The organism is Cupriavidus sp. FW305-27 (genome assembly GCF_058787995.1).
In genome coordinates this window covers 21,612-33,387 of sequence record NZ_JBYTAG010000075.1, presented here as the reverse complement: position 1 = coordinate 33,387, position 11,776 = coordinate 21,612, and the positions used below count along the sequence as shown (strand labels likewise).

11 protein-coding genes are annotated in these 11,776 nt (G+C 67.9%); all 11 read right to left on the bottom strand.

The genetic code is table 11. The features are described from left to right. Window positions 1-120: 120 nt before the first annotated feature. Entirely contained in the window at window positions 121-558 is a 438-nt protein-coding gene (locus AC3WRI_RS28020) for a flagellar protein FlhE (protein ID WP_010812672.1), read from the bottom strand. Continuing rightward, window positions 558-1,274, bottom strand: a complete 717-nt coding sequence (locus tag AC3WRI_RS28015; RefSeq protein WP_010812673.1) for an RNA polymerase sigma factor FliA — start codon at window positions 1,272-1,274, stop codon at window positions 558-560. The genes AC3WRI_RS28020 and AC3WRI_RS28015 overlap by 1 nt, the downstream gene beginning before the upstream one ends. Before the next feature lie 97 nt (window positions 1,275-1,371). Continuing rightward, on the bottom strand, window positions 1,372-2,160 hold the full coding sequence (locus tag AC3WRI_RS28010) for a MinD/ParA family ATP-binding protein (RefSeq protein ID WP_492294513.1): 789 nt from the start codon (window positions 2,158-2,160) through the stop codon (window positions 1,372-1,374). Between the two features lie 11 nt (window positions 2,161-2,171). Continuing rightward, the gene (gene flhF, locus AC3WRI_RS28005; RefSeq protein ID WP_454751358.1) at window positions 2,172-4,502 is read right to left on the bottom strand and encodes a flagellar biosynthesis GTPase FlhF; all 2,331 of its coding nucleotides are present in this window, start codon (window positions 4,500-4,502) and stop codon (window positions 2,172-2,174) included. Between the two features lie 10 nt (window positions 4,503-4,512). After that, complete coding sequence (gene flhA, locus AC3WRI_RS28000; RefSeq protein ID WP_011616442.1) at window positions 4,513-6,594, bottom strand: flagellar biosynthesis protein FlhA; 2,082 nt, start codon at window positions 6,592-6,594, stop codon at window positions 4,513-4,515. Further along, entirely contained in the window at window positions 6,591-7,733 is a 1,143-nt protein-coding gene (flhB, locus tag AC3WRI_RS27995) for a flagellar biosynthesis protein FlhB (protein ID WP_011616441.1), read from the bottom strand. Before flhB ends, flhA begins: the two co-directional genes overlap by 4 nt. A gap of 236 nt (window positions 7,734-7,969) precedes the next feature. Beyond that, complete coding sequence (locus AC3WRI_RS27990) at window positions 7,970-8,629, bottom strand: DUF799 domain-containing protein (RefSeq protein WP_011616440.1); 660 nt, start codon at window positions 8,627-8,629, stop codon at window positions 7,970-7,972. Further along, window positions 8,626-9,000: a DUF4810 domain-containing protein gene (locus tag AC3WRI_RS27985; protein ID WP_011616439.1), complete on the bottom strand. Its 375-nt coding sequence runs from the start codon at window positions 8,998-9,000 to the stop codon at window positions 8,626-8,628. Before AC3WRI_RS27985 ends, AC3WRI_RS27990 begins: the two co-directional genes overlap by 4 nt. 27 nt (window positions 9,001-9,027) lie before the next feature. After that, entirely contained in the window at window positions 9,028-9,708 is a 681-nt protein-coding gene (locus tag AC3WRI_RS27980) for a CsgG/HfaB family protein (RefSeq protein WP_011616438.1), read from the bottom strand. An 83-nt stretch (window positions 9,709-9,791) separates the two neighbouring features. Then, window positions 9,792-11,519, bottom strand: a complete 1,728-nt coding sequence (locus tag AC3WRI_RS27975) for a ShlB/FhaC/HecB family hemolysin secretion/activation protein (RefSeq protein ID WP_011616437.1) — start codon at window positions 11,517-11,519, stop codon at window positions 9,792-9,794. Window positions 11,520-11,530: 11 nt separating this feature from the next. Then, entirely contained in the window at window positions 11,531-11,767 is a 237-nt protein-coding gene (locus AC3WRI_RS27970) for a hypothetical protein (protein ID WP_041687914.1), read from the bottom strand. Window positions 11,768-11,776 lie beyond the last annotated feature (9 nt).

Below are 11,776 nucleotides of genomic sequence, written 5' to 3'. Positions count from 1 at the left end.
GGATGGGAAGGCGGCGGCCGGGGCTGGTGGGGTGAGTCTGGCGGCGGGTTGAGGCGATCGCCAAATGTTCCGTTCTTTCGTCACTTATTCAGAAGTGACGAAAGAACGGAACATTCACTCCTACCTAAACCCCACCACCACCTCATTGCTGCGCCCCTGCAGCACCGGCACCAGGCTGCCCTGCCCCGGCACCCGGAACGCAAACACAAAGCCCTTGGTGGCATCATCCCCGAAGAACGCATCGGTCTTGCCTTCCGCCTGCGGCAGCAGCACGCAGCGCTGGGCATTGCAGAGATAGGCTTGCAGTTCCAGCGGTGGGGTCTTGGCGAAGCTGTAGCGCCAGCGCACCGACGTGATGACCCCTTCTGACTGCGGCAAGACGCCGGTGGGCAGGATCGGCGGCGACACCGCGCGCTGTCCGCGGCCGTGGAGTGCCGGCCCGTTGACCGATCCGGTCCAGGCGTGGCGGGTGCCGCCCTCGATGGCGGCCCAGGCGCAGGCCGATGCGGCAGCCAGCAGCCAGCAAGCGCCGCGCGCGGCGCGGCCCAGCGCCTGCATCACAGCAAGCCGCGCAGCTGGTTGCGCAGCCGCGTGATCGCCTGGCCGCGGATCTGGCACACGCGCGACTCGGTCACATCGAGCACCGCGCCGATCTCGCGCAGGTTCAGCTCCTGGTCATAGCACAGCGACAGCACCAGCTTCTCGCGCTCCGGCAGCCGGTCGATGGCGCGGATCAGCGCCTCGCGCATGCCGCTTTCCATCAGCACGGTCAGCGGGTTGCCGTCATCGCTGCCGCCAAGGTGCCGGTCCAGGAAGTCTTCTTCGCCGGAGCGCTCGAAATCCTCGTAGTGCAGCAGCTGGCAGCCATAGACCTCATTGAGCAGCAGCTGGTATTCGTCCAGCGCCATCTCCATGGCCTCGGCCACTTCGGAGTCGAGCGGCGCGCGCCCGAGCTTCTGCTCCAGCCCGCGCTGCGTGCGCTCGATGCGCCGGGTGAACTGGCGCAGGCTGCGCGACTGCCAGTCGTTGGCGCGCACCTCGTCAAGCATGGCGCCGCGGATGCGCTGGCTGGCGTAGGTCTCGAAGCGCGCGCCGTGGGTGTCTTCATAACGCTTGGCGGCATCCAGCAGGCCGATCATGCCGGCCTGGATCAGGTCGTCGATCTGCACGCTGGCAGGCAGCCTGGCGGCCAGTTGCAGGGCGATGCGGCGCACCAGCTGTGCATGCGCCTTGACCACATCGGCCTGTTCGAGCTTTCCCTGGATCGTGTACATGGTGCAATTCTCGTGAATGCTGGATTGCTGGACCGCCGAAACGTGCGGCGGGGGCTGGCTCAGGGTCTGGTTCGGTTGGATGGCATGGCTGGCAGGCTCAGGCCATTGCGGCTGCGGGCGCGGACGTGTCCGCGCGCAGCGGCCAGGCACCGATGCTGCCGGCGGTGCGGCGCAGCGCGGTGGTGGCCGGCGCCGCCGGAAACGCCTCGACCACGCAGCGCCCCAGTTGCACGCCGCGCGCCACCAGCGGGTCGGATGGCAGCCAGCCCGCGCACAACGCCTCAATGCCCAGGTACTGGCTGGCCGTGCGCGCGAGGTTGCGCAGGATCGCCTGCACCGTAGCCTCGCTCGCCGCCATGTTGACGATCAGGTGGAACTGGCGCCAGGCATACAGGTGGTGCAGGCGCTTGATGCACGCGTAGGCGGCGGTGATCGACGCCAGTTCAGGCCGCATCACGATCAGCACGTTGTGCGCGCCGCCCGCGAGCGGCGACAGCGCGCCGTCGGTATCGACGCCGGCATCCACCAGCACGCTGCGAAAGCCGCTCGCGGCAGCGGCCGGCAAGGCGCAGCCCGGCACAGGCCGGCCAGCCGGCAGCACCGACAGCACGCCACCGGGACCGGTGCCTGCAGCAGCTTCCAGCGACAGGCGGCCTGCGCTGACATCGGCCAGGGTGCCGGCGGGCCTGGCGCCGGACAGCCGCGTGGCGCACGCCGCGGCGGCGTCTTCGTCGACCAGCAGCACGCGTTCGCCCTGCATGGCCAGCGCGTGCGACAAGCCCAGCGCCACGGTGGTGGCGCCGGCACCGCGTTCGCTGGCGACCACGGCGATACGGCGCGTCGTGCGCGGCGCCAGCATCCGGCGCAGGCTCTCGGCCTGGTCCATGGCGAGGGCGCTCACTGCAACACCTCCATCGCTTCAGCGGGCACGGCGGTGCCGCGGCCCGGATAGTTTTCCAGCACGTCGAGCAATGCCAGCATGCGGCCCATGCCTTCATTGAGCACCGTGCCCGGCACCGGCACGCCCTGGCGCACCGTGCGGCCAGCCAGGCGCGCGAGGAAGGCGGGCGCGGCCGCGGTCGGCGCGTGTTCCAGGCGCAGCACCGACAGGCCCAGCTGCAGTGCGGCCAGCGCGGCGCCGGCGGCGTGGCCGCTTTCGGCGTCCTGGGCGAAGTGGTCGATGGCGTGGCGCAGCGTGCGCAGGCGCGCATCGGCTGCGTCGGTCCACAAGGCCCAGCGCGCCACCTGCGCGGCATCTTGCGCCAGCGCCGGGTCGCACAGCAGGTAACGGGTATCCAGCAGTTCGCCGGTGGCGCGGTCGGCCAGGCGGGCCACCACCAGGCAGGCATCGATGCCGCCTTCGGGCGTGCCCTTGCCGCGCACCGGGCTGTCCGGCACGCGCACTTCGGCGCTGGCCAGCCAGCGCACGGCTTCACGCTCGCGCACGGTGTCCTCGCCCACGGCGTGGAAGGTCAGCGTGTCGGCCAGCGCATCGAGCTTCCAGGCGGCGCCGGCGCTGACCACGCGCGCGGTCTTGCGCGCGCTGGCCACCCAGCGCTCGCCGGCCTGCTGCCAGCGTGCCAGCGTGGCGGCGGTCGGTACGGCATCGATCAGGTTGACCACCTTGCGCGCGGCGCTCATGGCGGCGCGCAGGCTGGCGGCATCGGACTCGGCCTCGCCCAACGGCTGGCCGGCACGGCCGGTCGGGGTCACGGTGGCGGCCAGCGGCATGCCGTCGCGGTCGGCGAGCCACAGCGTGTGCTGCATCGGCTGCGGCGTGCGGCGGCCGGGCACGGCCACTTGCAGCGTGGCGGCACTGGCCAGCACGTACTGCTCGCACTGGCGGGTCACGTCGCGGCAGACCGCTTCGCGCACCTGCTGCGACATCGCGCGCAGGGCCGGGGCGCCGGCGCTGCGCTGTTGCCACAGCGAGCGCGCCAGGTCCAGACCCAGGCCCGCGCCATTGAGTTCCGCCACGCACTGGCTCAGCGCGTCGGCGCTGTCGGTCAGCGAGCGCAGCACCTCGTCGGCACCGCCACGCGCGGGGGCCTCGTCATCGGTGCCGGCGCTGCGCCGGCGTGCGGCGTCCGCATCGGCAAATACCGAACCGCGGCGCGGCGTCAGGAAGGCACGCTCCACCAGCGCGGTGCTGTTGGCCAGCTCAAGGTGCTCGGGCACGCGCTGGCCGGTAGAGGCGTAGAACACCGGCAGGCGGTGGCGGATCACCACGTCCAGCACCGAGCCCAGGTGGGTGGCCTCATCCAGCTTGCTGATGATGCAGCCGTCGATGCCGCCCCCATCGGGCGCGGCGTCATGACGGTAGGCATGCACCACTTCATTGAGGGTATCGCCGTGGCTGGCGCCGTTGAGCAGCAGCACGCGCTGCACCGGCGCCGGCACGCCGGCCAGCATCGCGATCTGTTCCGACAGGCTGCGGTCGCGCTGGCTCATGCCGACGGTGTCGATGATCACCAGGTGCTTGTCCTTCATCGCCGCCAGCGCGAAGCGCAGGTCGGCGGCATCCTTTACCGCATGCACCGGCACGCCCAGGATGTCGCCGTAGATGCGCAGCTGCTCATGCGCGCCGATACGGAAGCTGTCGGTGGTCAGCAGCGCCAGCTTGTCGGCGCCGTGGCGCAGCACGAAGCGCGCCGCCAGCTTGGCCGTGGTGGTGGTCTTGCCTACGCCGGTGGGACCCACCAGCGCCAGCACGCCGCCTTGCGCGAACAGGCTGTCCTCATCGCCCAGCACCGGCAGCTTGCTGGCCAGTTCGGTGCGGATCCAGCCCATGGCCGCGGGGCGGTCGTAGCCCAGCGGCAGCCGCGCCAGCAGCGTGCGCGCCAGCTGCCCGGAGAAGCCGGCGCCGACCATCCATTCAAACAGGGATTCGCGCAGCGGGTCGCTGGCGGCCACGCCGTGCGCTGCCGCGCTTGGAACCGCGCTTTGGGCAGGGCTGATCCCGGCCAGCTGGCGCTCCAGCATTGCGCGCATCGATTGCAGCTCACCGCGCAGGTCGCCGATGGCGGTGGGCTCGGCCACCGGCGCGGGCGGCACGTAGACCTGCGCCGTGGCCTGCACGCTGCCCAGATCCGCATCGCGCATGGCGACGATCTCCACGCCGCCCTCGACGGTGCGGTTGGACAGCACCACGGCGTCCGGGCCCATGGCTTCGCGCACCTGGCGCATGGCTTCGCGGCCGTTGGCCGCGACAAACTTGGCTACGCTCATCTATGACTCCTCACGCGCCGATCATGGCGGTGATGCGGATATTGCGGTTGTCCGGCACCTCGGCATGCGACAGCACCCTCAGCTGCGGCATGGTGCGCCGCAGGAAGCGCGCCATCAGCGGGCGCAGCTGCGACGGCACCAGCAGCACCGGGTCCATGCCCAGCTGCTCCTGGCGCGTGACCGCGCCCTGGGTCTGCTGCAGCAACGCATCGGCCAGGCCCGGCTCGATCCCGCCGCCATTGGTCAGCGCCTGCGACAGCACGCGCTCCAGGCCGGCATCCAGGCCGATCACCTGCAGGTCGGCGTTGTTCGGGAACAGCTGCTGCGTGATCGCGCGGCCCAGCGCCACGCGCACCATCGCGGTCAGCTCGTTCGGGTCGCTGATCTTGGGCGCATGCTCGGCCACCACATCCAGGATGGTGCGCATGTCGCGGATGGGAACGCCTTCGTCCAGCAGGTTCTGCAGGATCTTCTGCAGCGCGGTCAGCGAAATGGCCTTCGGCACCAGGTCTTCGGTCAGCTTGGGCGAGTCCTTGGCGATGCGGTCCAGCAGCGCCTGCACTTCCTGGCGGCCTAGCAGCTCGGCGGCGTGCATGTGGATCAGGTGGTTCAGGTGCGTGGCCACCACGGTGCTGGCATCGACCACGGTATAGCCGTAGGACTGCGCCTGCTCCTTGATGCCCGCGTCGATCCATACCGCCGGCAGGCCGAAGGCAGGATCGCGCGTGGCCGCGCCAGGCAGCGTGCCGCTGACCTGCCCGGGGTTGATCGCCATCCACTGGCCCGGCATGGCTTCGCCGCGGCCGATCTCCACGCCCTTGAGCGTGATGCGGTAGGCGTTGGGCTTGAGCTCCAGGTTGTCGCGGATATGCACCACCGGCACCAGGAAACCGATCTCCTGCGCCACCTTCTTGCGGATGCTCTTGATGCGGCCCAGCAGCTCGCCGTCCTGCGCGCGGTCCACCAGCGTGATCAGGCGGTAGCCCACTTCCATGCCGAGCGGGTCGACCAGCGTGACGTCGTCCCAGCTCGCTTCAGTGGATTCCTGCGCCACCGCCGGGGTGCGCTCCTCGCGCTGCTTGACCTGCTCCTGCGTGGCGGCGCGGCGCGACATATAACGGCCCATCCACACCAGCGCGCCCGCCAGCAGCAGGAAGGCAAAATGCGGCATGCCCGGGATGATGCCCATCAGGCCGATGATGCCCGCGGTCAGGTACAGCACGCGCGGGTTGGCAAAGAGCTGGCCGGTGAGCTGCTCGCCCACGTCCTGCTCGTTCGACACGCGCGACACGATCACGCCGGCGGCGGTGGAGATCACCAGCGCCGGGATCTGCGCCACCAGGCCGTCGCCGATGGTCAGCAGCGTGTAGTTGTGCACGGCGGTGCCGAAGTCCAGGTCGTGCTGCACCATGCCCACCACCATGCCGGCGGCAACGTTGATGAACATGATCAGCAGGCCCGCCACGGCATCGCCGCGCACGAACTTGCTGGCGCCGTCCATCGCGCCGTAGAAGTCGGATTCCTGCGCCACTTCGGCGCGGCGCTTCTTGGCGGCGGCCTCGTCGATCAGGCCGGCGTTCAGGTCGGCATCGATCGACATCTGCTTGCCGGGCATCGAATCCAGCATGAAGCGCGCGCCGACTTCGGCGATACGCCCCGCACCCTTGGTGATCACCATGAAGTTGATCACCACCAGGATCGCGAACACCACGATGCCGACCGCGAAGTTGCCCCCTACCAGGAAGTGGCCGAAGGCCTCCACCACCTTGCCCGCGGCGTCCGGGCCGGTATGGCCTTCGAGCAGCACCACGCGCGTGGAGGCCACGTTCAGCGACAGGCGCAGCAGCGTGGTGAACAGCAGCACCGCCGGGAAGGCGGCAAAGTCCAGCGGCTTCTGCGTGTACATGCTGACCAGCAGCACCATGATCGCCAGCGCGATATTGAAGGTGAACAGCAGGTCCAGCACGAAGGCCGGCAGCGGCAGGATCATCATCCCCAGGATCATGATGATCAGCAGCGGCCCGGTCATGGCCTTGAGCTGGCCGGCGGAGCGCAGGCCGGGCAGGTTGAACAGGTTGCTCAGAGCGTTCATTCGCGCATTTCCGGTACGGCGAGTTCATCGGGCACCGGCAGGTCCGCGGGTGCCTGCGGCTGCGGGCCCTGCGAGTAATGCCAGTGCTTCAGTTGATAGACCCAGGCCAGCACTTCGGCCACGGCGGTATACAGTCCGGCGGGGATTTCCTGGCCCAGCTCCACGTGGCGGTGCAGCGCACGCGCCAGCGGCGGGGCCGACATCAGCGGCACGCGGTGCTCTGCAGCCAGCTCGCGGATGCGGGCGGCAATATCGCCGGTGCCCTTGGCCACCACGCGCGGCGCGCCCATGCGCCCCTCCTCATAGCGCAGCGCCACGGCAAAGTGGGTGGGGTTGGTCACCACCACGTCGGCCTTGGGCACCTCGGTCATCATGCGGCGGCGCGCCATGGCGCGCTGCTGCTGGCGGATGCGGCCCTTGATATGCGGGTCGCCCTCGCTTTCCTTGAATTCCTGCTTGACCTCTTCCTTGGTCATGCGCAGCTTCTTGAAGAACTCCCAGTACTGCCACGGCACGTCGATGGCCGCCACCACCAGCAGCGACAGCGACACCACCAGGCAGCAATACATGACCAGGTCGACCATGTGCAGCAGCGCTTCCTGCACCGGCGCATTCATCAGCGCGATGGCCTCGGGCAGGCGCCGCCACAGCACCCAGGCGCCCACGCTGCCCACCAGCAGCGACTTGGCCACGGCCTTGAGCAGCTCCACCAGCGAATGCGCGGAGAACATCCGGCCCAGCCCCGCCAGCGGCGACAGGCGCGAGAACTGCGGCGCGAAGGACTTGCCCGAGAACACCCAGCCCCCCAGCAGCAACGGCGCCGCCAGCGCCGCAACGCCGAACAGGAACAGCAGCGGCAGGAAGGCCAGCAGGCTGTCCCACACCATCATGGCAAAGCGCGACAGCATGCGCGAGGTATCGAACGCCGTTGCCGGCTCGAAGCGCAGCGCCCCCTGCATCACCTGGTTCAGGCTGCGGCCCAGATGGCCGCCCAGCGTCCACAGGCCGGTCACGCCGGCGATCAGCATGACGAACGTGGCGAGCTCGCGCGAACGCACTACCTGCCCCTCCTCGCGCGCCTTTTCCAGGCGCCGGGGTGAGGCGGGTTCGGTTTTCTCGAGGTCGCTTTCTTCGGACATCCATGCTCCGTGCGAAGCGGCAGGCCGCTATTCGTCAGCAGGGATTATCGAAGCGGGACAGCCTTCCCATTCATGGGAAAAGGCGGGGGAATTGGGTGTTGTTTGGGAAATCGGGGGCCTGGTAGCGTTAACGGCGCCTGAGGGGCAGGACTTTAGGGGGGACGGAGGGCGGGCATCGGGGGATGCCCGCGCGAACTACGGCAGGCCGGCCCTCTCACAAACCAGGGCCATAATAGTCAGTCCGTGCCGTACTTCGGCGACCGCGGCCCATACAGGATTCCGCCAGGCGTACCCGCCGAGAGCAGTTGCTGGCTAGTCCTGCCGGCCACCCCATAGGCGGCATCCGACACGCTGCTGATTGCGTGTGCAATGGCCGTGCCGATCAGCGCGCCGATCAACCCACCGCCAGCGTTACCCGACTGATTGTTGGCAGCCGACGCCTGTCCGGTCCAGAGCGTCTTGCCCGTCCTCAGGTCCAGGAGCTTTGCTTCGGCGGCGACAACGGTGGTGCTGCTGACGACCTGGTACTTCGGACCATAGTCGGTCACGGTGATGTACAGCGCGGTGTCCGCGCCGAAGATTTCGCGCAGCTTCGCGGGTGCCACCGCGTGGATGTCGCCCGGTATCGTCAGGCCGTTCTGGCGAAAGGTCTCGTCAACCAGCGCGACCGGCAGCACGTAGTAGCCGGATTCGGCCAGCGGCTGCGTGGCCTGCGACAGCAGGGCGTAAGTGGCCTTCACGTCCGGCGAGTTGTTCAGCGGCGGCAGCACCACGATCGAGCGGGGGTGGCTTTCCTTGAAGGCGGCGTAATCCACGTTCTTCGTCGGCGCGGCACAGCCGGCTGCCAGCGTGGCGACGCCCAGCAGCATCAGGACGCGATGGAACAGCTTGCTCATTTCTTCTCTCCCTTGCTTTTGACGTTCTTCAGCAGGAAGTCCACATAGGCTCCCGACTCGGGAAACAGCGCCTTCTCGGTCTGGAATTCGCGGACCATTTCGTCATCCTTGCCGATATCGGCATACAGCATGCCGAGGTGCGCGTGGTAGCCGGGCGGCGGGGTATTGCCGGCCGCCATGATTTTCTGCAAGTCGCGCTCCAGCACCTCGATCTGGGCTTGCTTCGGTTCACCCTTGAAGTACTGGTAGACCTGCGGCTGGTAGCCTTCCCACTGATACAGGGGCTTGGCGGGAGCCGCGCAGCCCGCCAGCAATGCGCTTGCGACCAGGGCAGGCACCGCCAGGCGCTGCGGCCGGAACAATGTCTTCACGATTTCTCCTTGGCTGTTTTTTTGGAATCAGGGGGTGACGGGCTTCCAGGCGCCGCTTTCGATGCCGCTGACCAGGTTGGTCACGGCTTCGCGCATGGCGAGGTCCAGCACCTTCCCGTTGAGCGTCGAGTCATAGCTGGACGTGCCGCCAAAGCCGATTACCTCCCGGCTCGACAGCGCGTACTCGCCTGCACCCTGGGCGGTGAACACGACTTCCGAGGTCGCGATATTCACCACGTTGAGCGCGACCTTGGCATACGCGACCTGCGACTTGCCGCGGCCCAGGATGCCGAACAGCTGCTGGTCGCCGGTTTCCTTGCGGCCGAACTCGGTCACGTCGCCGGTGATCACGTAGTCGGCCCCCTTCAGGCGCTGAGCCTGGCTCTTGATGGCTGCCTCGCGCTTGATCTCGTCCATGTTGTCGCGGTCGAGCACATTGAAGCGGTTGGTCTGCTGCAGGTGCGTGATCAGCACGGTCTTGGCCTGGCCGCCCAGCCGGTCGACGCCGTCGGAGAACACGCCGCGCATGTAGCTCGAACGGTTGTCGAACTTGCCGACCGAAATCGGCGTGCGGACGCCGGCGTAGGGACGGCTGGCGCTCTCTACTTTCTGCACCGGCAGCGCCGTGGACGATTCGGTGGCACAGCCGCCGAGCATGGCGAGCAGCCCGGCCGCGGCGACCAGGGATATGGCCGTCACTTTGTTCATGCGATCTTCTCCTTCAGTTGGGTCAACACTACATTCATGCTCTGTCACAGCAGCAAGTCGATACTCCGCACCGTTCGGGCGGATCAGAACTCCACCCCGATCTGCGCAGCGAGATTGGGCTGGCGCGTGCGGAAGAACTCGGGCTTCCTGACCGGCCAGCCGAGCGTTACCTCATAGGTCAGCGCGGCAAAGCCGCCCATGGCCCAGCGCCCGCGCGCGCCGATCACCGCGCCCATCAGGGTCTGGCCGACCAGGAATGCCGCAGACGGGCCGCTGACGTGGCCGGCGTCGAAGCCGACAAAGGCTTCTTGTCCAGTATTGCCAAGTTGCCAGGCCACGTCGTTGCGCCAGGTCACGCCGTTCTCCGCGGCCAGCGTCAGCTGCTCATCGAAGCCGCGCACCGAGTAGCGGTTGCCGATAACGAAATAGTCGGAGGGCAGGATGCGGGTGTGCGCGTACTGCATGCGCAGGTTGCCCTGGTAGCGCAGGCGCTGCCCGGCGACCTGGAACGGCACCATCAGGCCCGCGTTGGCGAGCAGCAGTTCAGACTTGCCGCCCCAGTCCGGATCGCCCAGCACGAAGCCGGGCGTCTTGGAATGCGCGGGCAGGGATGCACGCCAGGCCGCGCCGATATCCAGCACCGTGTTGCCAAGGTACTGGCGATGCGAGGCACCGACCTCGTAACCGACGAAATCCCGACGCTGCACGGCGATGTCGATGCCGTCCAGCGTGGTGCTGGCGGTCTTGCGGAACACCTTGCCGTACAGGCTGGTCTTGCCCGAGGCGTTGCGAAACGGCACATAGCCCAGGCCCGCCTCGATCTGTGTGCTGCGCCCGCCGTAGGCGATATCGCCCTCGAAGCCCGCCACGGTCTGGTGGTATTTCGACTGGTTGGCGTTGAAAAAGGCGTTCCAGTAGCCAAACGGAATGCTGTAGTTGATGGCCGACGAGCGCGCACCGGCCGCGCCGTTGCCGAGGTTGGCATTGGTGTTGCCGGAAATGGTCAGGCTGTCGTACAGGAACAACGGCGAATCCACCGTCAGCGTGCCGCCCATCTGGTACTTGCCGGTGTTGTCCAGGCCGGCGTTGTCACCCGTGATCAGGGCATGCCAGCGCTTGCCGGTGCCGGGCTTGACGACCAACTCGGTATCGCCTGGCTTCTCTCCCGGTACCAGGTCGATACTGGCGTCGGCCTGGCCCTGCAGACGACGCATGTTCTCCATGCCCTGGTCCAGGTCGCGCTGGTTCACCAGCCCTCCCGGGCGGGTCGGCAGCGCGGTTCGCCACCAACCGGGCGTGCCCTCGGCCTTGACGCCGGTGATGTGTCCGGCCACCACGCGCAGCCGTAGTTCACCGCTGGCGAGGCTTTGCTCAGGAATCAGCACGCGCGTGGTCATGTAGCCTCGGACTACCAAGCGTGCGGAGAAGTAGTCCTGGATGGCTTCCAGCCCCTGGCCGCCCACGCACTGACCGGGCAGGATGCTGGCCTCGGCTTGCAACCACTCGAACTCATCGGCGTCTTCCCAGTGCACGGTCTTGATCGGGAAGCAGGGGGATTCGTTGCGGAGGATCAGCGGGCCTGCCAGGGCCGGCTCGGCCGGACCCGGCGTCAGCACATCGGGGCGGGCCATGGCACGTTCGCGCGCGGCCTCCTGCTGTTGTTCCTGGCGGCGCTCGATGGCGTCGTTGGGGGTAACCTGCGGGAAGAAGGGTTGGGCCTGGGCGGCGGCCAGGGAGGGCAACGTCAGCAGGAACGGGACAAACGGGAAGACGCCGCGCGCCTTGCGACGCGCCTGAGAATCTAGTCGCATTGGAGATGTACCTATTCTTCTTGCGTATCGCTCGCGGAGACTTCGCCGTGCACCGGTGAACTCTCTCTTCCAACGAGAAGGGAACCAAGGCCAAAGATCGCCAAAGCGAACCCCATTAGCGAGAGCAAATTGACCTGGGTAAGCAGCTGCAGTGCCGTCACAATGATCTGCATCAGCATGATGCCTACGCAAAGGCGCCAGGCCAGGTCACTGGGATCGTTCTGCAGCTTGTGCGACAGATACACCATGCCGACAGT

Coding starts and splice junctions, on each gene's coding strand:
- AC3WRI_RS28020 (WP_010812672.1), bottom strand. CDS start 558: ATGCAGGCGCTGGGCCGCGCCGCGCGCGGCGCTTGCTGGCTGCTGGCT.
- AC3WRI_RS28015 (WP_010812673.1), bottom strand. CDS start 1,274: ATGTACACGATCCAGGGAAAGCTCGAACAGGCCGATGTGGTCAAGGCG.
- AC3WRI_RS28010 (WP_492294513.1), bottom strand. CDS start 2,160: ATGGACCAGGCCGAGAGCCTGCGCCGGATGCTGGCGCCGCGCACGACG.
- flhF (WP_454751358.1), bottom strand. CDS start 4,502: ATGAGCGTAGCCAAGTTTGTCGCGGCCAACGGCCGCGAAGCCATGCGC.
- flhA (WP_011616442.1), bottom strand. CDS start 6,594: ATGAACGCTCTGAGCAACCTGTTCAACCTGCCCGGCCTGCGCTCCGCC.
- flhB (WP_011616441.1), bottom strand. CDS start 7,733: ATGTCCGAAGAAAGCGACCTCGAGAAAACCGAACCCGCCTCACCCCGG.
- AC3WRI_RS27990 (WP_011616440.1), bottom strand. CDS start 8,629: ATGAGCAAGCTGTTCCATCGCGTCCTGATGCTGCTGGGCGTCGCCACG.
- AC3WRI_RS27980 (WP_011616438.1), bottom strand. CDS start 9,708: ATGAACAAAGTGACGGCCATATCCCTGGTCGCCGCGGCCGGGCTGCTC.
- AC3WRI_RS27975 (WP_011616437.1), bottom strand. CDS start 11,519: ATGCGACTAGATTCTCAGGCGCGTCGCAAGGCGCGCGGCGTCTTCCCG.
- AC3WRI_RS27970 (WP_041687914.1), bottom strand. CDS start 11,767: ATGGTGTATCTGTCGCACAAGCTGCAGAACGATCCCAGTGACCTGGCC.